Raw genomic sequence first — 21,412 nt, forward strand, 5'->3', positions numbered from 1 at the left:
TGGGGGTACGGGAGTGCGCGTGTCGCACGTACGGTCTCTTTGTCGAAGCTTGGGCGATCGGGCGGGGTGCGGGAGGGGATGTCGTGTCGGGGGTGAAGGAGGGCGGGGCCGTCGGGCATGCCCGGTGGACGTTCCGGCTGCGTGTGTCGTCGGCCGCTGAGCGTGCGCTGCTGGCGGAGTGGGACCGGTGCCGGTGGATCTGGAACGAGTGCGTTGCCAAGTCCCAGCAGACCCACCTGTGGAACAAGAACCGCCCCGAAGGTACGGACCAGGCGATGTGCGGTCCGGCCCGGCTGGACACGATGCTGACGGAAGCCCGCGCGAAGACGCTGTGGCTGCGTGAGGGCTCATCGGTTCCCCAGCAGCAGATCATCCGGAACTTCGGCACGTCCCGCGCGAAGGCGCACAAGGACATCCGCGAACGTCTGCCGCAGTATCGCCGGGCCGGGATGCCGAAGTGCAAGAAGAAGCGTGAGGCCGACCCGAGCCTGAACTACACCAGGCGCGGCTTCCGGCTGAAGGACGGCCGTCTGCACCTCGCAGGCAACATCGCCCTGACCGTCGTGTGGTCGCGGAATCTTCCCGCCGAACCGTCCTCGGTGCGTGTGTACTGCGACAGCCTCGGGCACTGGTACGCCTCGTTCGTCGTGCCCGCCGAAGTCCAGCCGCTGCCCGGGACCGGCCAGGTGATCGGGATCGACTGGGGCGTCAGCCAGACCGCGACCACCACCAGCGACACCCATGACCTCCCCCACGCCCGGCACGGGAAGAAGGGCCAGGCGAAGCTGTCGCGGTACGACCGCATGATGGCCCGCCGCAGACCCGCCAGGGGACAGGCAGCCTCCAAGGGCTACCGTGAGGCGAAGAAGCTGCGGGCCAAGGCGTACAAGAAGGTGTCGCGGCAACGCCAGGACACCGGCCGCAAGTGGGCCAAGCGCGTGGTGGCCGACCATGACGCCATCGCCGTGGAGGACTTCCGTCCGAAGTTCCTCGCGAAGTCGACCATGGCGAGGAAGGCCGCCGATGCCGCCATCGGTGCCACCAAGAAGGCGCTGTTGGAGATGGCCCGCAAGCACGGCAGGATCGTGCACCTGGTCCATCCCGCGCACACCACGATGGACTGCGCCCGGTGCGGAGCGAGAACCAAGCACGCACTACCGCTGTCCGAACGAACCTATGCCTGCGCCGCGTGCGGAGCTGTCTCGCCCCGGGACAAGAACTCCGCCCGCGTGATGCTGGCCCGGGCTGGTCTCAACCCGGCTGGTGCTGATGGCGCAAGACCCGGCGGGACGCTGTTCCGCCAGGGAGCCTGAGCCAGGAATCCCCCTCGTTTACGAGGGGGAGGATTCAATGTTCCAGCAGCCGCCTGCGGGCCTTCTCCACGTCGAAGTCCGCCGCCGGGTAGCGCGGGTCCAGCTCCGACAGGTGCTCCAGGAGGAGCCGGCTCACCGCCCAGTTCCGGTACCACTTGCGGTCGGCGGGGACCAGGTACCAGGGGGCGTGCGGGGTCGAGCAGCGCTCCAGGGCGAGCTCGTACGCCTGCTGGTAGGCGGGCCACAGGGCGCGGTCGTCGATGTCCGAGACGTTGAACTTCCAGTGCTTGTCCGGGCGGTCGAGGCGCTTGAGCAGGCGGTCGCGCTGTTCGCCGTACGAGATGTGCAGGAAGCACTTGACCACGGTGACGCCGTCGTCGGTGAGGGCCTTCTCGAAGCGGTTGATCTCGTCGTAGCGGCGCTCGATCTCGGCGGCCGGGGCGAGCGAGCGGACGCGGGCGATGAGGACGTCCTCGTAGTGCGAGCGGTCGAAGATGCCCAGCTCACCGGCGTGCGGCAGGGCCTTAGTGATCCGCCACAGGAAGGGGTGTCCCAGTTCTTTCGGTGTGGGCGCCTTGAAGGCCCGGATACGGCAGCCGGACGGGTTGAACAGACCGATGGCATGCTTGACCGTGCCGCCCTTGCCGCTGGTGTCCATGCCCTGCAGCACCAGCAGGACCCGGCGCCGGTCGCCGGCCGTGCTCGCCGCCCACAGGCGTTCCTGCAGGTCGGCGAGTGGGGTGGCCAGGTCGGTCATCGCGGCTACGCCCGCCCGCTTGTCACGGGGACCGGCCGGGGTCTCCCGGGCGTCGTGGGCGCTCAGGTCCACCGGCTCGCCGCCCGGCACGCGCAGCAGCTCGCGCAGGGCGAGGTCGTCCGCGGCCTTCTTCTTCGCCTTCTTCGCCGCGCGGGTCTTCGAGCCCTTCTTCGCCATGGGGCACCCCTTCCGGTCCGGGTCCGGCCCCTCGATCCTGCGCCGGGGGACCGGAGCGCGCCAGCCGTCGTGGCGGGCGGCTACCTGCGCCAGGGCCCCGTCACCGCGAAGGTCGTCCCGGGCGTGTAGCAGTTGACGTACATCGTCTGCCCGTCGGGGGAGAAGGTGACGCCGGCGAACTCGCCCCACTCCGGGGCTTCCGGGGTGCCGATGTTCTGCCGGCCGCGGGCCATCGCGTACACCTCGCCCTGCCGGGTGACGCCGAAGACGTGCTGGGCGCCGTTGCCGTCCTCGCACACCATCAGGCCGCCGCTCGGGGCGAGGCAGATGTTGTCCGGGGACTCGCCGGGCAGCTGCACATCGGTGTCAGGGCCGAAGACGATCACCAGGGTCAGTCGGCGCTCCGAGGGGTCGTAGCGCCAGATCTGCCCGAAGTGGTCGGCGGCAGAACCATCGGCGCTGCGCGCGAACGACGACACGAAGTAGACGCTCTTGCCGCCCCAGTAGCAGCCCTCCAGCTTCTGGGCGTGCGTGATGCCCTTAGGGCCGAAGTCCTGGAGCCGGACCGGGGTTTGGGTGGCCAGCGGGTCCGGTACGTCGACCCACTCGATGCCCTCGAAGCAGGCACCGGTCTCCTGGATCGCCGAGAGGTCCGGCACGCCCGGCACCCGCATCGCCTGGAGCCGGCCGCCCGCGCGCAGTGAACCGAGGCCGCCCTCGGGCCTGTTGGGCAGGAAGCGGTAGAAGAGACCGAAAGGCTTGAGGAAGGCGTCCTCGGTCTCGTAGACGATGCCGCGTTTCGGGTCGATCGCGATGGCCTCGTGCTGGAAGCGGCCCATCGCGGTCAGCGGGACCGCCCCACTCTTGTGGGGGTCCGTCGGATGGACCTCGAAGATGAAGCCGTGATCCTTGGTGTACCCGTTGGTGCCAGCCCTGTCCTCGGTCTCCTCGCAGGTCAGCCAGGTGCCCCAAGGGGTGTGCCCGCCCGCGCAGTTGACGGCGGTGCCGGCGATGGCGACCCGCTCCGACAGCACGTTGTTGCGGGAGTCCAGGGTGAGGGCCGTACAGCCGCCCTTGCCCGCCGGGTCGTAGGTCAGGCCCTCGACGGTGGGGACGGCGATGGCCGCGGTGGGGCGGTTCTCGTGGTTGCGGACCAGGTGGACGCGACCGTGTCTGCCGGGCAGTGCGGTCATGCCGTCGTGGTTGGATGGGACCTTGCCCTCGCCGGAGCGGAGCTGGTCGCCCTCGCGGGACAGGACCTTGTAGCGGAAGCCCTTCGGCAGGTCCAGCAGCCCCTTCGGGTCGGGGACCAGGGGGCCGTAGCCGGTGTGGCCGAGGGACTGGGCGGCGGCGGTGCCGGCGAAGAGTTCGGACAGGGCGCCGGTGAAGGCGATGCCCACGCCCAAGGCGCCGGTGCGCGCCAGGACCTGACGTCGTGTCGCCGGAGAACCGGACAGAGACATGGCGAAGTAACCTTCCTGCTGGCGGACAGGACTGTGACGTCGCTGTGTCTATCACCTGGGTCGGCCCGCGGGAACCACGCGCGTAGCGTGTTCCTGCCCCTCACGTCCCGGTCGGGTGCTCCTGCGCCCGCTCCAGGAAGCGCAGCAGCTCCACCGGGAAGGGCAGGACGAGCGTCGAGTTCTTCTCGGCGGCCACCGCCACGACCGTCTGCAGCAGCCTGAGCTGGAGTGCGGCGGGCTGCTCGGACATCTCCTTGGCGGCCTCCGCGAGCTTCTTGGAGGCCTGGAGCTCGGCGTCGGCGTTGATGATCCGGGCCCGCCGCTCACGGTCGGCCTCGGCCTGCCGGGCCATCGACCGCTTCATCGTGTCCGGCAGCGAGACGTCCTTGATCTCCACGCGGTCCACCTGCACGCCCCAGCCGACGGCAGGGCTGTCGATCATCAGCTCCAGGCCCTCGTTGAGTTTCTCGCGGTTGGACAGCAGGTCGTCCAGCTCGCTCTTGCCGATGATCGAACGGAGCGAGGTCTGGGCCATCTGGGAGACGGCGAACCGGTAGTCCTCGACCTTGACCAGGGCGCTCGCCGCGTCGATGACCCGGAAGTAGACGACCGCGTCCACGCGCACGGTGACGTTGTCCCGGGTGATGCCCTCCTGGCCCGGCACCGGCATCGTGACGATCTGCATGTTCACCTTGTGCAGCCGGTCCACGAACGGCACGACCACCGTGAACCCGGGCTCGCGCACCTCACCCGCGAGGCGTCCGAGGCGGAAGACCACCCCGCGCTCGTACTGCTTGACGACCCGGGCCGCCGCCGCGAGGTAGACGACTCCGGCGGAAGCGGCCGCCACGGCCGCCGTCAACAGTTCCTGGAGCATTCCGACCCCCTCGTCGAGAGGTCTGTATGTCTTCTCCTGTAACGATATGCCCGGTGCCCGGTCCGGGGCCACGACGGGCCTCGGACCGGACGGGGAGCGCTACGGAGTGGTGGCCTTCGCCAGCTCCGGCTCCGTGACCCGGACGGGTTCGGTGCCGACCGCGCTGTGCCGCTCGGCCCAGTTCTCCAGGGCCGTACGGCAGGCGTGGTCCAGGTGGTGCAGACCGGACAGGTCCAGCTCCACGGGCCGGTCCTGGGGCAGCGACTCCAGGGTGTCGAGGATCTTCGGCAGCCGGAGGAAGGTCGCGTTGCCCGACAGGTGCGCCTGGATGGGGCCCGCGCCCTTGTCGACGATCTCCAGCTTGAGGTGCGAGGCCTCCCAAGCGGTCTTGACGACCGCCAGGGCCAGACCGATCAGCACGCCCTCGAACATGTTCACCGCGACGATCGAGACGGCGGTGGCCACCAGGATCAGCGCCTCACCGCGGTGGCCGCGCCACAGCGACACGATCTCCCGGAAGGGGATCAGTTTGAAGCCCGCGTGGATGAGGATGCCGGCGAGCGCGGGCAGCGGGATCAGCGCCAGCGTCGAGGGCAGCAGGGCCGCGAACAGCAGCAGCCACACGCCGTGCATGACCCGGGACGCCTTGGTCTTCGCGCCTGCCTGGACATTGGCGGAGCTGCGCACGATGACCGCGGTCATGGGCAGGGCGCCGAGCGCGCCGCACACCGCGTTGCCCACGCCCTGGGCCATGAGCTCCTTGTCGTACTCGGTGCGCGGACCGTCGTGCAGCCGGTCCACCGCCGCGGCGCTGAACAGGCTCTCGGCGGAGGCGATCAGGGTGAAGGCGATGATCGTGCCGAAGATGGCGGGGCTCGCCAGTTCGCCGAAGGCGTCCATGCCGGGCGGCTGGATGGAGTCCAGCAGGCCGTTCACCTCGACGGTCGCGACCGGCGCGTCGAGGACCAGCGTGGCCAGGGTGGCCAGCAGGACCGCGGCGAGCGCGCCCGGCACGGTCTGCGCCTTCTTGGGGAGCCTCTTCCACAGCAGGAGCACCGCGATGGTGCCCGCGCCGACGGCGAGCGAGGCGAGCGCCGCGGTGCTGCCGAGCGCGTCGACGGCTGCGCCGGGCAGCCCCAGGATCTTGTCGAGTCCGGAGGCGGGGGCCTTCAGACCGGCCGCCGAGTAGAGCTGGCCCGCGATGATCACGAGGCCGATACCGGCCAGCATGCCCTCGACGACCGAGACGGATATCGCCCGGAACCAGCGCCCCAGCTTCAGGGCGCCCATGGCGAGCTGGATCAGTCCGGCGGCCAGCACGATGACTCCGAGCGCGGGCAGTCCGAACTCGTCGACCGCCTCGAAGACGAGCACGGTCAGACCGGCCGCGGGCCCGGAGACCTGGAGGCTGCTGCCCCGCATCAGGCCGGTGACCATGCCGCCGACTATGCCGGTGATCAGGCCGAGTTCGGCCGGGACACCGGAGGCGACGGCCACGCCCACGCAGAGCGGGAGCGCGACCAGGAAGACGACCAGGGAGGCGGCGAAGTCCTGCCGCAGGTGAGGGTATTTGGTCATCATGCCGATCACAGACCCTCGAACGCGTCGGTCTCGGCGCGGTGGACGCGCACCGCGCCCGTGTGCACCTCGTAGTACCAGGCGTGCAGGGTCAGTTGGTCCTCCGCGAGCTTCTTGTCGATGAAGGGGTACGACCTCAGGCGCAGGATCTGGGCGAGGACGTGGCTCTGCACGCCCTCGGCCACGCACGGGTCCTCGGCGGCTCCCGCGGGGCGGGGGGTGGCGCGCGTGAGCCAGTCGCGCACGGCCGGTACCGCGTCCAGGTCGTCGCCGCGGACGAGGGCGCCGACGGCGCCGCAGTGCGAGTGCCCGCAGACCACGATGTCGCGCACGCCCAGCACCTCCACGGCGTACTCGATGGTGGCCGCCTCGCTGGTGGGGTGCTCCGAGGCGTAGGGGGGAACGATGTTGCCCGCGGTGCGCAGCTCGAAGAGCTCGCCCGGGCGGGCGCCCGTGATCAGGGCCGGGACGACCCTGGAATCCGAGCAGGTGATGAACAGAACCTCGGGGGACTGGCCTTCGGCCAGCTTGGCGAACTCCTCAGGGCGCTGTCCGAACGTACGGGCGTTGTCGATGAGGGGCTGCATGTGGTGACTCCTCCTGGCGCGCGTGGGGGCGCGTCGGGTTACCTGGCGCGCCGAAGGGCGCGTCGGCTTACATGACAGGTGGGGGAACGCAGGTGGTGGGCTGCTCTGCTGTCAGCAGCGGAAGACCTGAAGTGCCGCCGGGGCGTGGGCTGTCGAGGGTCTCGACAGGGGGAACTCGCCCGATGCGACCCGCTCGGGCGTGGCCGCCGCCCCCTGAGCCGGCAGTGAGCGCTCGGGCCCCTCGGGGGCGAAGTCGACGGCGCGGTGCCGGTCACGGGTGCGCAGGGGACCGGTCGGGTCCCCGGCGTGGTTGCAGTGGCGCTTGCCCAGGGCTTCGGCGCGTGACGCCTTGCCGGAGAGCTTGATTCCGGGAAGAGCTTTGGCCTCGGCCTGACGGCCTGTGTGCGCGGTTGCGAATGCCCCGGAGGATGCGAAGAAAGGGAGCGCCAGAAGAACGGCGGCGAGGAGCGCTACCACGGTCCGTACCGTCGTACCTCGGAACATGCGCCCCCCTCTCGACAGTTGGCACTTCAAGTCCAGACCAACCACTGGTCAATGACTGGTCAAGAAACACCTTAGCTCGGCAAAGTCGTTTGCTGGGTTAACTTAACGTTTCCGGCTGAAGAGAGGCTGAAGCGCGCCGGGTCGCTGACGCGAACTGGCCCTTGACGTGCGAAGTTTCGCTGATTAACGGACGAGACCCTTGGCGTCGCGCACCAGCGCCGTCAGCCGGGATATCGCACGGAAGTACTTCTTGCGGTAGCCGCCGTTCAGCATCTCCTCGCTGAACAGCCGGTCGAAGGGCAGCCCGGAGGCCAGCACCGGGACCTCACGGTCGTAGAGGCGGTCCGCGAGCACCACGAGCCGCAGCGCCGTCGACTGGTCGGGCACCGGCTGCACGTCGGTGAGGCAGACCGCCCTGAGACCGTCGGTCAGCGCGCCGTAGCGGCTGGGGTGGACCTTGGCGAGGTGCGCCAGCAGGCTCGGGAAGTCGTCGAGCGAGGCGCCCTCGGTGGCGTACGCCGCCCTGGTGACCTCCTCGTCGGTGAACGGCGCCGGCGCCTCGGGCAGCCCGCGGTGACGGTAGTCCTCGCCGTCGATGCGCAGCGGGCGGAAGTGGGCCGCCAGGCCCTGGATCTCACGCAGGAAGTCGACGGCCGCGAACCGGCCCTCGCCGAGCTTGCCCGGCAGGGTGTTGGAGGTGGCGGCGAGCGCCACGCCCGCGTCGACCAGCTTGCCCAGCAGGGTGGAGACCAGGACGGTGTCGCCCGGGTCGTCCAGCTCGAACTCGTCGATGCACAGGAGACGGTGGCCGGAGAGTGTCTGGACGGTCTTCTGGAAGCCGAGGGCGCCGACCAGGTTGGTCAGCTCGACGAAGGTGCCGAAGGCCTTGAGGGAGGACTCGGCGGGGGTGGCGTGCCAGAGGGAGGCCAGCAGGTGGGTCTTGCCGACGCCGTAGCCGCCGTCGAGGTAGACACCGCGGGGGCCCGCCGGGGCCTTGGCCGCCCTGGCCTTCCCGAAGCCCTTCCCGAGACCGAGGAAGCCGCGCTTGCCGCCGCCGGCCGCGTGCGCGCCGCCGAGGCCCGCCGCGAAGCCCTCCAGGACCCGGACGGCCTCGGTCTGGCTGGGCTGGTTCGGGTCCGGGATGTACGTGTCGAAACGCACCGAGTCGAACCGCGGCGGCGGCACCATCTCGGCGACCAGCCGGTCCGCGGGGACATGCGGCTCACGGTCGCACAGGGACGGCGGGACGGTCTCGGTCATCGAGCCGGACCCGGACGCGGCGGGGGAAGTAGACACGGTTCACCATGCTAAGGGCCGTGCCACACTGCACGACATGCGACGCCTGTTCCCTGTGACCGACGAGACAGTGACCCGGAGCCCGGAAGCCGAGGCCGGCCATGACTGGAGCCTCGCCGAGCTGGCCGCCGCCTACGCGTACCCCGAGCTGGGGCCCGGCCCCACGAGCCCCGAGGTGTGGCTGCGCGCCAACATGGTCTCCACGCTGGACGGGGCCGCCCAGCACGACGGCCGCTCGCACCCCATCTCCACCGCGACCGACATGCGGATCTTCGGGACGCTGCGGGCCCTGGCGGACGTGGTGATCGCCGGTGCGGAAACGGTCCGGCAGGAGGGCTACCGGCCCGCACGTGTGCGTGACGAGTTCGCGCAGGCGCGGGAGGCGGCCGGACAGGGCCCGGTGCCGGCGATCGCGGTGATCACCGCGAGCCTCGACCTGGACTTCTCGCTCCCGCTGTACACCTCGCCCCTGGTGCCCACGCTGATCCTCACGGGCGCGGCGGCGGCCCCGGACCGGATCGCCGCTGCCGAGAAGGCGGGCGCGCGGGTGGTGATCGCCGGGGACGGTGCCGGCGTGGACCCCGCGCGGGCCGTACGGGCGCTGGCCGAGCTGGGACACACCCGACTGCTGACCGAGGGCGGCCCGCGGCTGCTCGGGCAGCTGGTGGCCGCCGGGGTGCTCGACGAGCTCTGTCTGACCCTGTCCCCGATGCTCACCGCGGGAAGCGCCCAGCGGATCGCCGGGGGGCCGTCGGTGGCGGTCCCGTCACGGTTCGTACTGGACTCCCTGCTGGAGGAGGACGGATTCCTCTTCAGCAGGTATCGCAGGCACTGACTGCCCGAACCCGCGTTCGATCGGTACCGCCGGGGCCGACATCGTCGGAATCTGTCGTTCCGGTTGGCTTGCGGCGGGCACACTGAATCCGGCAGTACCCGTGCGATAACGGGGCAGGATGGTTTCCGCAGCGCGCAGAGAAGGGGACGCCCGGTGTTCACCAGCGTTTTGATGATCGAGAAGGCCCTGACGTCCGCCGACGTGGAGTTCGTCACCACGTTGCACGGTGACGAGGCGGTTGCGTTCCATGTACTGCTCCAGCCGCGCGGGGACCAGGCCGACCGGCTGCTGCGGGCCATCGACGACGTGGCGCTGGGCGAGCTGGACGAGGCCGTACGGGAGCGGGAGACGCCCGAGGGCGAGGCCGCGAAGGGTGTCGGGGAGCGGGCTCTGGAGGTCTCCCTGCAGGCGCTCAGGGTCTCCGGGAGCGAGGCGGAGGGGCGGCTCATCGAGGACCACCCCCTGGACGCGCTGAAGTCCCTGGTCGACGAGATCGGCGCGGACGAGGTGATCGTCCTGACCGACCCCCACTACGTGGAGGAGTTCTTCCACCGGGACTGGGCGTCCCGGGCGCGTCACAGGGTGGGCGTACCGGTGCTGAAGCTGTTCTCGCACAGCAAGGCATAGGCTGAGCCCGGCATCCGTACCGCACCACCTTGGGGAGACACACGCATGGCACCCGGCCTTCCTACCGCCATGGACCGACCGCACTTCATCGGGATCGGTGGGGCCGGGATGTCGGGGATCGCGAAGATCCTCGCGCAGCGCGGCGCGAAGGTGGCCGGCAGTGACGCCAAGGAATCGGCGACCGCCGAGGCGCTGCGGGCGCTCGGCGCGACCGTGCACATCGGGCACGCGGCCGAGCACCTGGCGGCCGACGCCACCTGTGTCGTCGTGTCGTCGGCGATCCGGGCCGACAACCCCGAGCTGGCCCGGGCGGCCGAGCTCGGCATCCCGGTCGTGCACCGGTCCGACGCCCTCGCCTCGCTGATGGACGGCCTGCGGCCGATCGCGGTCGCGGGGACGCACGGCAAGACGACCACGACCTCGATGCTGGCCGTCTCCCTGTCCGAGCTGGGCCTCGAGCCGTCGTACGCCATCGGCGGCGACCTGGACGCCCCCGGCTCGAACGCGCTGCACGGCGAGGGCGAGATCTTCGTCGCCGAGGCGGACGAATCGGACCGCAGCTTCCACAAGTACGCCCCCGAGGTCGCGATCGTCCTCAACGTCGAGCTCGACCACCACGCCAACTACGCGTCGATGGACGAGATCTACGAGTCCTTCGAGACCTTCGTGGACCGCATCGCCAAGGGCGGCACGCTGGTCGTCAACGCGGACCACGAGGGCGCCCGGGAGCTGACCCGGCGGGTCACGGCGAGCGGTGTGCGCGTGGTGACGTACGGCGACGCCGAGGACGCGGACGTGCGCGTCCTGTCGGTCGCGCCGCAGGGCCTCAAGAGCGAGGTCACCGTTCTCCTCGACGGCAGGCAGCTCACCTTCACGGTCTCCGTCCCCGGCCGCCACTACGCGCACAACGCGGTGGCCGCGCTGGCCGCGGGCGTGGCGCTCGGTGTCCCCGCCGCCGAACTGGCGCCGGCCCTGGCCGCGTACACCGGGGTCAAGCGGCGCCTGCAGCTGAAGGGCGCGGCGGCCGGGGTGCAGGTCATCGACTCCTACGCCCACCACCCCACCGAGATGACGGCCGACCTGGAGGCCATGCGCGCGGCCGCCGGGGAGGCCCGCATCCTCGTCGTCTTCCAGCCCCACCTGTTCTCGCGGACCCAGGAGCTCGGCAAGGAGATGGGCCAGGCCCTCGCGCTCGCGGACGGCTCGCTGGTCCTGGACATCTACCCGGCCCGCGAGGACCCGGTCCCCGGCGTGACGAGCGAGCTGATCATCGCGGCGGCGCGGACCGCGGGCGCGGACGTGACACCGGTCCACGACAAGGCGGACGTGCCCGAGGCGGTCGCGGGAATGGCGGAGGCCGGTGATCTCGTTCTCACCATGGGCGCGGGTGACGTGACGGACCTCGGCCCGCTGATCCTGGACCGTCTCGCGAAGTAAGGGGCTGAGCTTCATGTCGTACGACGTCGAAAAGCCGGACGAGCAGTGGCGTGCGGAGCTGAGCCCGGCCGAGTACGCCGTACTCCGCCAGGCCGGGACGGAACCCGCCTTCACCGGTGAGTACACCAACACCAAGACCACCGGCGTGTACTCCTGTCGCGCCTGCGGTGCCGAACTGTTCACCTCCACCACGAAGTTCGAGTCCCACTGCGGCTGGCCGAGCTTCTACGACCCGAAGGACACGGACGCGGTCGAGCTGATCCAGGACCGCTCGCACGGGATGGTGCGGACCGAGGTGCGCTGCGCCCGCTGCGGCTCCCATCTCGGCCACGTGTTCGAGGGTGAGGGGTATCCGACGCCCACCGACCAGCGGTACTGCATCAACAGCATCTCGCTGCGGTTGACGGCGGACGAGGACTGACAGGGCGGTTCCGGTCAGGTCTCCGCCGGGCACCGACCGATCAACTCCGGCCAGGTGGGCCTTCTTTGTGATGCGGTGCCGAGTGCGCGGGCGGGATACGGTGCGGACTCGGTGATCCAGGAGGAGGCCCGATGCGCGTCGGGACAGTGTCCGAGGTCCGGCCCGTGTCGGAGTTGCTGGTCGAGAACGCCTCGCGGTACGGCGGCAAGCTCGCCTTCGCCGACGACCGGCGGGCGGTGAACTGGTCCGAACTGGAGCTGCGCACACGGCGGTTGGCGGGCGCGCTCGGGGTGCGGCGTGGCACCAGGGTGGCGTTCTGTCTCGACAACAGCGTCGAACTGGTGGAGGGGTTGCTCGCCACGGTCCGGGCCGGTGCCGTCGGGGTGCCGCTGAGTCCGCGCGGGACCCATGCCGAACTCGCGGCACTGCTCGCCGACTGCGATCCGGACGTACTGGTCGTCGACCGGCGGCAGTTGGCGCGGATCGCCAGCGTGGTCGGCGAGCGGTCACCGCGGCTGGTGGTGACCGGGGAGGGCCCGGCACCGGAGGGGGTCGTGCACTTGGACGACCTGGTGGCGCACGGCAGTTCACCCGAGCCCCGCGACGACCTCGGTCTGGACGAGCCCGCCTGGCTGCTGTACACCTCCGGCACCTCGGGCACGCCCTGGGCCGCCGTCGCCAGCCAGCGGTCCGCGCTGTGGTCGCCGGTCGCCTGCTATGTGCCCCGGCTGGGGCTCTCGGCGGACGACCGGCTGCTGTGGCCGCTGCCGCTCGCGCACACCTACGCCCACTCGCTCTGTGTCCTCGGTACGACCGTGGCGGGTGGCAGCGCGCGGATCACCGCGGAGCGGGAACCGGCCGCGCTGGTACGGATGGTCGAGGAGTTCGCGCCGACCGTGCTGGGCGGAGTGCCGCTCACCTACCAGCAGTTGCTCGACGCCGGGCTCGGCGACGTGCCCTCGCTGCGGGTGTGCGTCACCGCGGGGGCACCGAGCGGTCCGGAACTGCGGGAACGGGTCGAGGAGCGGCTCGGGGCACCGCTGCTCGACGGGTACGGCAGCACCGAGACCTGCGGCAAGATCGCGATGGAGTCGCCGACGGGGCCGCGGGTGCCGGGCAGCAGCGGGGCCGTGCTGCCCGGCATGGAGGTCCGGCTCGTCGATCCCGGCACCGGGACGCAGGTCGTGGGCACCGAGGGGGAGATCTGGGTGCGCGGGCCCGGCGTGATGCTCGGCTACCTCGACGGCGCCGGGGTGGCCGCCGACGGCTGGTACCGCACCGGTGACCTGGGGCGACTGGGCGAGCACGGGTACCTGACCGTCACCGGGCGCGCGAACGACCGGATCGTCCGGGGCGGGGAGAACGTTGACCCCGTCGAGGTCGAGCAGGTGCTGCGCGCTCTGCCCGGGGTGCTGGACGCGGCCGTGGTGGCGCGACCGCATCCGCTGCTCGGCGAGGTCCCGGTCGCGTTCGTCGTACCGGGGGAACGGGCCCTCGACACGGGCGCCCTGCTGCGGGCCTGCGCCGAGGTGCTCTCCGCGCACAAGGTCCCCGAGGACGTCCTGTTCACCCCGGCCATCCCCCGCACCGCGGCCGGAAAACCCCGGCGGGCCGTCCTCCGGGAGGGCCTCGCCGCCCGCCCGGTGGAGGAGGCCCTCGCCGGGCTCGCCGACCGGCCCCCGGCGGAGCGCCGGGCGGCGCTGACCGAGCTGGTGTGCGCACAGACGGCGGCGGTCGGAGGGGCGGGGAGGCCCGGTGGGCCGGAGAACCCCGGCGAGCCCGTCGCGGTCGGCGCCTCGCCGGTCCCGGGCGGATCCGCGAGCACCTCGCCGGCCGCCCTTGGCGAGGCACCGGTCACCGACGCCTCCGCGATCGACCCCCACACCGCCTTCACCGACCTCGGTCTCACCTCCATGGGCGCGATGACCCTGTGGCACCGGCTCGGCCTGCGCACCGGACTGCGGCTGCCCGCCACCCTCGTCTGGGACCACCCCACGCCCGCCGCGGTCGCCGCCCACCTGGACGAGCGGCTGCACGGCGGCGGGCAGGAGAGCACGGCCCCGCGCCGCGGCCCCGCCGCCGAGCCGATCGCGATCGTGGCCGTCGGCTGCCGTTACCCGGGTGGGGTGCGCTCGCCCGAGGACCTCTGGCGGCTGGTGTCCGACGGGGTGGACGCCACCGGGGAGTTCCCGGCCGACCGGGGCTGGGACGTCGACGCCCTGTACCACCCCGACCCCGACCGGCTCGGGACGACGTACACCCGGCGCGGCGGTTTCCTCACCGACGCGGCCGACTTCGACCCGCTGTTCTTCGGGATCTCGCCGCGCGAGGCCACCGCCACGGACCCGCAGCACCGGCTGCTGCTCGAAGTCGCCTGGGAGACGCTGGAGCGGGCCGGCATCCCGGCGCCCGCGCTGCGCGGCAGTGCCACCGGCGTCTACGTCGGCCTGATGCACGGCGGATACGGCGGCGGGGCCTCGCAGCACCCGCTGGAGGCACACCTCGGTGCCGGGTCGGCGGGCAGCGTGGCCTCCGGGCGGATCTCCTACGTGCTGGGCCTGCGCGGCCCGGCCCTGACCGTCGACACGGCCTGCTCGTCCTCCCTGGTCGCCATGGACCTGGCCGCCGCGGCGCTGCGCGCGGGCGAGTGCACTCTCGCGCTGGCCGGCGGGGTGACCGTACTGGCCAGTCCGAAGCCGTTCGTGGTGTTCAGCCGACAGCGCGGACTGTCGGCGGACGGCCGCTGCCGGTCCTTCGCGGACGGCGCGGACGGCACCGCGTGGGCGGAGGGCGTCGGACTGGTGCTGCTGGAGAAGCTGTCCGACGCCCGGCGCAACGGCCACCCGGTCCTGGCCGTGCTGCGGGGCTCCGCCGTCAACCAGGACGGCGCGTCCAACGGGCTCACCGCACCCAACGGCGAGGCCCAACGGGAACTGATCCGGCTGGCGTTGGCCGACGCCGGACTGGACACCGCCGATGTGGACGTCGTCGAGGGCCACGGCACCGGGACCGCGCTCGGCGACCCCGTCGAGGCGGGCGCCCTGCTGGCCACCTACGGCCAGGGCCGCGACCTCGGTGACCCGGTGTGGCTCGGCTCGGTCAAGTCGAACCTCGGGCACACCCAGGCCGCGGCCGGGGTGGCCGGCGTCATCAAGATGATCGAAGCCATGCGCCACGGCGAGCTGCCCAGGTCGCTGTACGCGGAGCAGCCGTCGCCGCACGTCGACTGGTCCGGCGGGGCGGTACGACTGTTGGAGCGGGCCCGGCCCTGGCCGGAGCGCGACCGGCCGCGCCGGGCGGCGGTCTCGTCCTTCGGGATCGGCGGGACCAACGCGCACGTGATCATCGAGGAACCGGAGGAACCGGAGGAAGTAGAGGAGGAGGACCGGCCGGAGAGTGTCCGCCCGGGGCCGGGTACCGTCACCCCCTTTCTCGTCGGCGGCAGCGACGAGGCCGGACTGCGCGCCCATGCCCGGGAGTTGGCGACCGCGCTGGCCGATGTCGACGGGGAAGCGGCCGTCCTGGACGTCGCGTACTCGCTCGCGACCACCCGCGCGCCCCTCCGGCACCGCGCCGCCGTACTGGCCGCCGGCGCCGACGGACTCCTCGCCGGGCTGAGGGACCTGGCCGACGGCACCGACAGCCCCGCACTGCGCAAGGGCACCGCGCACGGCACCTCCAAGGTGGCGCTGCTCTGCGCGGGCCAGGGCTCCCAGCGGACCGGCATGGGCCGTGAACTGGCGGCCCGGTTCCCCGTGTTCGCCACCGCCTTCACTGAACTGTGCGACGCCTTCACCCCGTTGCTCGACCGACCCCTGCGCGAGGTGATCGACGACTCCGACAGCGACCTCCTGCACCGCACCGACTACGCCCAACCGGCCCTGTTCGCCTACGAGGTCGCGCTGCACACCCTCCTCGCCGACTGCGGAGTACGGCCGGACTTCCTGGTGGGCCACTCGATCGGTGAACTGGCCGCCGCGCACATCGCGGGCGTGTTCTCGCGAGCCGACGCGGTACGGCTGGTCGCCGCACGTGGCCGCCTGATGGCCGAACTGCCCCCAGGCGGAGCCATGTTCGCCGTACGAGCGCCACTGGCCGACGTGGTGAAACGGCTCGACGAGGAGCCCGGTGCCCGGGTCGCCGTCGCGGCGGTCAACGGTCCCGAGTCCGTGGTGCTGTCCGGTGACGAGGAGGCGGTGTCCGCGCTGGCCGCCCGACTCGGGCGTACGGCAACCCGGTTGCGGGTCAGCCACGCCTTCCACTCGCCGCTGCTCGACCCGATGCTGGACGGGCTGCGGGAGGTCGCCGAGTCGGTCACCTACCACCGGCCGTCCCTGCCGGTGGTGTCGACGCTGACCGGCCGCCCGGAGCCGGACGCGATCCGGACCGCCGCGTACTGGGTACGGCAGGCGCGGGAGACCGTGCGGTTCGCCGACGCGGTGCAGTGGCTGGCGCGGACGGGCGTGACGGCGTACCTGGAGGCCGGGCCGGCGGCGGCGCTGAGCACGGCGGCCGAGGAGTGCGTCGAGCCGGGCTCCGGAGTGCTGTTCACCTCCGGTGCCGAGACGGCCGTGGCCCTGGCGGAACTGCACGTCCACGGCGTGCCGGTGGACTGGCGGGCCGTGTACGCGGGAACCGGTGCCCGGCGGCGGCCGTTGCCGACGTACCCGTTCCAGCGGCAGCGTTACTGGCTCGACGTGAGCGAGCGCGGCGGCGGTGACGAGGGGAAGCTGGTCGGCGAGGCGCAGCCGGACGCCGACGGGCCCGGGACCCGGTACAGCGGTGCGTTGTCCACCGCGCGGCAGCCCTGGCTCGCGGACCATGTGATCGGCGACCGGGTGCTGGTGCCCGCGACGGTCTTCGCCGAACTCGCCTTCCGGGCGGCGAGGGCGGGCGTGGCGAAGGGCCCGCTACGGCTGTCCGAACTGGTCCTCCAGGAGCCGCTGGTGCTGCCCGTGTCGGAGCAGGTGCCGATCCAGGTGGTCGCCGGCGCCCCGGACCAGGACGGCAACCGCCCGGTCACCGTGTGGGCACGAGCGGGAGAGACCTGGACCCGCCATGCCGGGGCGTCGGTCGCCCCGGTCGGCACACCTGCCGCGGCCGCTCAGGACACGCCGTGGCCCCCTTCCGGTGCCGAGGAGGTGGCGGTCGACTATCAGCGGCTCGCCGCGTACGGGCACCACTACGGGCGGGCCTTCCGCGCGGTCACCGGGCTCTGGCGGCGCGGTGCCGAGATCTTCGCCGAGGTGGCGCTGCGGCCGCGGGAGGCGGCGGAGGCCGGCGCGTACACCGTGCACCCGGCGCTGTTCGACGCCGCCCTGCACGCCGCGCTGCTGGCCGAGGGGCTGGGCGAGGGGCCGGGCGAGGCGCGGGTCCCGCTCGCCCTCACCGGCGTGACCGTGCACACGAGGGGTGCCACCGCCGCGCGGGTACGGCTGGAGCGGCTGGGGGCCGACGAGGTACGGGTCACGCTGACCGGAGTCGACGGGCGGCCGCTCGCCACCGTCGAGTCCCTGGTCACCCGGGTGACGAAGGTCCGCCCGGCGGAGCTGTACAAGGTGGCCTGGCGGCCCGCCACGCAAGGCGGCCACGCCGGTACCGAGCATGAACTCCTCGACACGGCACACCTGTTGACCGAGCCGTACGAGGACATGCCGGGCCGGGTCCGGGAGCTCGTCACGGCCGTCCTCGCCCGGGTGCGTGAGTGGGTCGCCGACACCCGTCCCGGCCGACTGCTGGTGCTCACCCACCACGCCACCGGGGACGACCCGGACCCGGCACAGGCCGCGGTGGCGGGGTTGGTGCGCAGTGCCCAGTCCGAGCACCCCGGCCGGATCGTGCAGATCGACCTCCGCGGCGGCACCGCCACGCGCGCGGCACTGAACGCCGCGCTGGACGCCACACTGAACGCGGCACTGGACGCGGCCCTGCGCACCGGCGAGCCTCAACTCGCCCTGCACGAAGGCACGGTCCTGGTGCCGAGGCTGGTCACCGCGGGCCCCGCGACTGCCGCCCCGCCCGCCCTGGACCCCGACGGCACCGTGCTGATCACCGGCGGCACCGGAGCGCTCGGCGCGAGCCTGGCCCGGTATCTCGTGGCCGAACACGGGTCCCGGCACCTGCTGTTGGCGAGCCGTGGCGGCCGTACTCCCGACTGGGCCGCCGAACTCCCCGCGCAGATAAGGGTGGTGGCCTGTGACGTGAGCGACCGGGCAGCCGTCGACGCACTGGTCGAGTCCTGTCGGCCGCCCCTGACCGGTGTGTTCCATCTCTCCGGAGTGGTCGCCGACGGTGTGGTGGACGGCATGACCCCGGAGCGGGTGGCTGAGGTGCTGGCGCCCAAGGCGGACGCCGCCTGGCACCTGCACGAGGCGACCGCGGACCTGGGACTGGCCGCGTTCGTGCTGTACTCCTCGGCCGCCGGAGTGCTGGGCCGGCCGGGACAGTCCAATTACGCGGCCGCCAACGGCTTCCTCGACGCACTCGCCCAGTACCGGACCGCCCGCGGGCTGCCCGCGCGGTCCCTCGCCTGGGGACCCTGGACCACCGCGCACGACGACGGCGGCATGGCCGGCCGGGTCGCGCCGCACCTGCTGACCGAGGGCGGGGTGCCCGCCGTCACCGAGCCGGCGGGCGTCGAACTGCTGGACTCCGCGCTGCGCACGGCGGCACCGGTGCTGGTGCCCGTCCCGTTCGCCCGCGCCACGCTGAGCGGCTCGCCGCTCCCGCTGCTCGCCGACCTGCGTCCGGCGCGCCCGGCCCCGGTCACCGTGTCACCGGCGGCCGACCAGGCTCCCGGCGCCTGGCGCAAGAGGCTCGCGGGGACTCCAGAGGCCGATCGCTCCGGGGTGCTGGCCGGTCTGCTCCGCGCCGAACTGGCAGCGGTGCTCGGCTTCCCCGACGCGGACGCGTTCCCCGCCGACCGCGAGTTCGGACAGCTCGGCTTCGACTCGCTGACGGCTCTCCAGTTCCGCAACCGGCTCAGCGCGTTCACCCGGGTGCGGCTGGCGCCGACGGTCGTGCTCGAACACCCCACACTGGAGGGGCTGTCGGCGCACCTCCTCACCGCGTTGCGGGAGGCGGGTGCGTTGCCGGATGTGGCGGACATCCCGACGGCGGAGACGATCGCTCAAGTACCCCTGTCCGCGTACCCGTTCTCCACCCTCTACCACCGCGTCCTGCGCGAGCAGGGCCCGTTGGAGGCGATGACCCTGCGGTACGTCGCCTCGTACGCCCTGCCGTCCTTCACCGTGGCCGACCGCGCCCGCTACGCCGTCGAACCCCTCCGGCTCGCCCGGAGCGGCAGCGGCGGGCGGGCCGCGGCGCTCGCCTACCTCCCTGACTACCTCGCCCCCTTCCACCGTGTCCCCACCGGTCTGGCCGCACAGTTCGACGGGGAACGGGACGTGTACCTGCTGGAACACCCTGGGTTCGGCGCCCGCCGGGCGGTTCCCGACTCGATGGAGACGCTGGCGCGGGCGCATGCCGACGCGGTCCGCGAGCTCGCCCGGGGCGGTCCGGTCGTCCTGGTCGGTTACTGCGCCGGCGGCGTGATCGCGCACGAGGTGGCACGCCGGCTGGCGGACATCGGAGAGCCATCGGCCGGTGTCGTCCTGATCGACTCCCACGCGGGCGTGCTCCAGCGCGGTGACGCGCGCGCCCTCGCCCTGATGGCGGCCGGTGCCGCCCTGCCGCAGGACGTGGTCGCGGAGTTCGACGACTCGTTGCTGATCGCGGGCGGCGGCTATGCGCGCGTTCTCGAGGGATGGCGCCCTGAGCCGGCCCCCGAGTCGACCCCCGTGCCGACGCTGCTGCTGCGCGGCCGGCCGACCGCCGAGATGCGGAGGACCGACCCCGGAGGGGACTGGCCGCCGCACTGGCCGCTGCCCCACGACGCCGTCGACGTCCCCGGCGACCACTACTCCGTCGTCCACCAGGACGCCGACACCACGGCCGCGGCGATCCGCGCCTGGCTGACCGCGTAACTCCCCGACCGAGAAGTGGAGTTCCCGATGAACCCCGAGTACGACCTGATCGTCGTCGGTGGCGGGCCGGCCGGCTCGACCGCCGCGACCGCCGTGGCGATGCGTGGACACCGGGTGCTGCTGCTGGAGCGGGAGACCTTCCCGAGGTACCAGATCGGCGAGTCGTTGCTGCCGGCGACCGTGCACGGCCTGTGCGGCATCCTCGGTGTCGCCGACGAGGTCGCCGAGGCCGGGTTCACCCTCAAGCGCGGTGGCACCCTGCGCTGGGGACGCGACCCGAAGCCGTGGCAGTTCTCCTTCTCCATGACACCCCGGCTGCCCGAACCCACGGCGACCGCCTTCCAGGTGGAGCGCTCCCGGTTCGACGAGATCCTGCTGCGCAACGCCGCCCGCGTCGGCGCCGAGGTCCGCGAGGGCAGCCCGGTGCGCCGGATCGTCGCCGACGACGAGCGGGTGCGCGGGGTCGAGTACACCGACAGCGACGGCAACGCCCGTACCGCGTACGGCCGTCACGTCATCGACGCGTCCGGCAACACCGGCCGGGTTCACTCCGGGGTGGGTGGCACGCGCGTGTACTCCGACTTCTTCCGCAACCTCGCCGTGTTCGGGTACTTCGCGGGCGGACGCCGGCTCCCCGAGCCGAACCGGGGCAACATCTTCTGCGCCGCGTTCGACGCCGGCTGGCTCTGGTACATCCCGCTGCGCGACGACCTGACCAGCGTCGGCGCCGTGATCTCGCCCGAGCATCACCCGGCCGTCCAGCGGGACCCGCGGGCCGCCTGGCAGGACATGATCCGGGCCTGCCCGGAGGTCGCCGAGCTGCTCGACGGAGTGCCGGCCGCGACCGAGCCGCCGTACGACCGGGTGCGGGTGCGCAAGGACTGGTCGTACTGGAACACGTCCTTCTGGACGCCCGGCATGGCGCTCGTCGGCGACGCCGCCTGCTTCGTGGACCCGGTGCTGTCCTCCGGGGTCCATCTCGCGACCTATGGCGCCCTGTTGGCGGCCCGCGCGGTCAACTCCGCGCTCGACGGCCGTGTGCCCGAGGAGTGCGGCTTCGCCGAGTTCGAGGCCCGCTACCGGCGCGAGTACGGGGTGTTCTACGAGTTCCTCATCGCCTTCTACGACATGGAGCGCAACGACCAGTCGTACTTCTGGTCCGCGAAGAAGGTCACGAAGGTCGACAGCACCGAGGTGGCGGCCTTCGCCGAGCTGGCCGGCGGACTGGTCTCGGGTGATGCGGCGGTGCTGGGGCCGGAGCGGCTCGGGGCCCACTGGAGTGCCGCGGCGGCCGAACTGGACAGCGCTGTGGGCCGGTTGGCCACGTCGGACGAGCGGACGAACCCGCTGCTGTTCACGCGGGTCGTCGGCGAGACCTTCCGGACCGGCAACGACCTCCAGGAACAGGCGCTCTACGGCGGCCCCCTGGACGACACCGCGCCCGCCGCGCCGGGCCACCTCGTCGCCTCCGCCGACGGGCTGGGCTGGGAGCGGGAGCTGTGAATGGCAGAACCACTGGTATGTTGACTTTCGGCTGAGCGAGCCAGAGGATTCC

Annotated in this window: 14 protein-coding genes; 7 read left to right on the forward strand and 7 right to left on the reverse strand. The window is 72.3% G+C overall.

Going from position 1 to position 21,412, the window contains the following annotated elements; translation table 11 throughout:
- The first annotated feature begins 83 nt into the window (after nt 1-83).
- A complete protein-coding gene (locus tag ACIRP7_RS38975; protein WP_403669651.1) occupies nt 84-1,313 on the forward strand; it encodes an RNA-guided endonuclease InsQ/TnpB family protein in 1,230 nt (409 codons plus the stop codon).
- A gap of 34 nt (nt 1,314-1,347) precedes the next feature.
- On the opposite strand, the gene ACIRP7_RS38980 is transcribed toward ACIRP7_RS38975, so the two are convergent.
- The 7 genes from ACIRP7_RS38980 to zapE all read right to left on the reverse strand — a co-directional run bounded on the left by ACIRP7_RS38980 (nt 1,348) and on the right by zapE (nt 8,516).
- A complete protein-coding gene (locus tag ACIRP7_RS38980) occupies nt 1,348-2,247 on the reverse strand; it encodes a PPK2 family polyphosphate kinase (RefSeq protein ID WP_403669654.1) in 900 nt (299 codons plus the stop codon).
- Nucleotides 2,248-2,327: 80 nt separating this feature from the next.
- On the reverse strand, nt 2,328-3,710 hold the full coding sequence (locus ACIRP7_RS38985; RefSeq protein ID WP_403669657.1) for a PhoX family protein: 1,383 nt from the start codon (nt 3,708-3,710) through the stop codon (nt 2,328-2,330).
- A gap of 100 nt (nt 3,711-3,810) precedes the next feature.
- The gene (locus ACIRP7_RS38990; RefSeq protein ID WP_403669660.1) at nt 3,811-4,587 is read right to left on the reverse strand and encodes a slipin family protein; all 777 of its coding nucleotides are present in this window, start codon (nt 4,585-4,587) and stop codon (nt 3,811-3,813) included.
- A gap of 99 nt (nt 4,588-4,686) precedes the next feature.
- A complete protein-coding gene (locus ACIRP7_RS38995) occupies nt 4,687-6,168 on the reverse strand; it encodes a SulP family inorganic anion transporter (protein ID WP_403669663.1) in 1,482 nt (493 codons plus the stop codon).
- 5 nt (nt 6,169-6,173) lie between these two features.
- A complete protein-coding gene (locus tag ACIRP7_RS39000; RefSeq protein ID WP_403669666.1) occupies nt 6,174-6,752 on the reverse strand; it encodes a carbonic anhydrase in 579 nt (192 codons plus the stop codon).
- A gap of 111 nt (nt 6,753-6,863) precedes the next feature.
- Nucleotides 6,864-7,256 carry a hypothetical protein gene (locus tag ACIRP7_RS39005; RefSeq protein ID WP_403669669.1) on the reverse strand — a complete coding sequence of 131 codons (393 nt, stop codon included), beginning with the start codon at nt 7,254-7,256 and terminating at the stop codon, nt 6,864-6,866.
- A 183-nt stretch (nt 7,257-7,439) separates the two neighbouring features.
- Entirely contained in the window at nt 7,440-8,516 is a 1,077-nt protein-coding gene (zapE, locus tag ACIRP7_RS39010; RefSeq protein WP_403669966.1) for a cell division protein ZapE, read from the reverse strand.
- A gap of 73 nt (nt 8,517-8,589) precedes the next feature.
- Between zapE and ACIRP7_RS39015 the strand changes: the two genes are divergently transcribed.
- The 6 genes from ACIRP7_RS39015 to ACIRP7_RS39040 all read left to right on the forward strand — a co-directional run bounded on the left by ACIRP7_RS39015 (nt 8,590) and on the right by ACIRP7_RS39040 (nt 21,360).
- Nucleotides 8,590-9,387 (forward strand): pyrimidine reductase family protein, encoded by a 798-nt coding sequence (locus ACIRP7_RS39015; protein ID WP_403669672.1) that lies wholly within the window; start codon nt 8,590-8,592, stop codon nt 9,385-9,387.
- 153 nt (nt 9,388-9,540) lie between these two features.
- On the forward strand, nt 9,541-10,014 hold the full coding sequence (locus tag ACIRP7_RS39020) for an indole-3-glycerol phosphate synthase (protein WP_403669675.1): 474 nt from the start codon (nt 9,541-9,543) through the stop codon (nt 10,012-10,014).
- A 45-nt stretch (nt 10,015-10,059) separates the two neighbouring features.
- Nucleotides 10,060-11,451 carry a UDP-N-acetylmuramate--L-alanine ligase gene (gene murC, locus ACIRP7_RS39025; protein WP_403669678.1) on the forward strand — a complete coding sequence of 464 codons (1,392 nt, stop codon included), beginning with the start codon at nt 10,060-10,062 and terminating at the stop codon, nt 11,449-11,451.
- 13 nt (nt 11,452-11,464) lie between these two features.
- Nucleotides 11,465-11,872 (forward strand): peptide-methionine (R)-S-oxide reductase MsrB, encoded by a 408-nt coding sequence (gene msrB / locus ACIRP7_RS39030; protein ID WP_389996796.1) that lies wholly within the window; start codon nt 11,465-11,467, stop codon nt 11,870-11,872.
- A gap of 131 nt (nt 11,873-12,003) precedes the next feature.
- Complete coding sequence (locus tag ACIRP7_RS39035; protein ID WP_403669683.1) at nt 12,004-19,857, forward strand: SDR family NAD(P)-dependent oxidoreductase; 7,854 nt, start codon at nt 12,004-12,006, stop codon at nt 19,855-19,857.
- Between the two features lie 27 nt (nt 19,858-19,884).
- The gene (locus ACIRP7_RS39040; protein ID WP_403669685.1) at nt 19,885-21,360 is read left to right on the forward strand and encodes a tryptophan 7-halogenase; all 1,476 of its coding nucleotides are present in this window, start codon (nt 19,885-19,887) and stop codon (nt 21,358-21,360) included.
- Nucleotides 21,361-21,412: the final 52 nt, after the last annotated feature.

Source organism: Streptomyces sp. NPDC102270 (assembly GCF_044766405.1).
Lineage (GTDB): Bacteria > Actinomycetota > Actinomycetes > Streptomycetales > Streptomycetaceae > Streptomyces.

Coding starts and splice junctions, on each gene's coding strand:
- ACIRP7_RS39005 (WP_403669669.1), bottom strand. CDS start 7,256: ATGTTCCGAGGTACGACGGTACGGACCGTGGTAGCGCTCCTCGCCGCC.
- zapE (WP_403669966.1), bottom strand. CDS start 8,516: ATGACCGAGACCGTCCCGCCGTCCCTGTGCGACCGTGAGCCGCATGTC.
- ACIRP7_RS38980 (WP_403669654.1), bottom strand. CDS start 2,247: ATGGCGAAGAAGGGCTCGAAGACCCGCGCGGCGAAGAAGGCGAAGAAG.
- ACIRP7_RS39035 (WP_403669683.1), top strand. CDS start 12,004: ATGCGCGTCGGGACAGTGTCCGAGGTCCGGCCCGTGTCGGAGTTGCTG.
- ACIRP7_RS39040 (WP_403669685.1), top strand. CDS start 19,885: ATGAACCCCGAGTACGACCTGATCGTCGTCGGTGGCGGGCCGGCCGGC.
- murC (WP_403669678.1), top strand. CDS start 10,060: ATGGCACCCGGCCTTCCTACCGCCATGGACCGACCGCACTTCATCGGG.
- ACIRP7_RS38985 (WP_403669657.1), bottom strand. CDS start 3,710: ATGTCTCTGTCCGGTTCTCCGGCGACACGACGTCAGGTCCTGGCGCGC.
- ACIRP7_RS39000 (WP_403669666.1), bottom strand. CDS start 6,752: ATGCAGCCCCTCATCGACAACGCCCGTACGTTCGGACAGCGCCCTGAG.
- ACIRP7_RS39015 (WP_403669672.1), top strand. CDS start 8,590: ATGCGACGCCTGTTCCCTGTGACCGACGAGACAGTGACCCGGAGCCCG.
- ACIRP7_RS38990 (WP_403669660.1), bottom strand. CDS start 4,587: ATGCTCCAGGAACTGTTGACGGCGGCCGTGGCGGCCGCTTCCGCCGGA.
- msrB (WP_389996796.1), top strand. CDS start 11,465: ATGTCGTACGACGTCGAAAAGCCGGACGAGCAGTGGCGTGCGGAGCTG.
- ACIRP7_RS38995 (WP_403669663.1), bottom strand. CDS start 6,168: ATGATGACCAAATACCCTCACCTGCGGCAGGACTTCGCCGCCTCCCTG.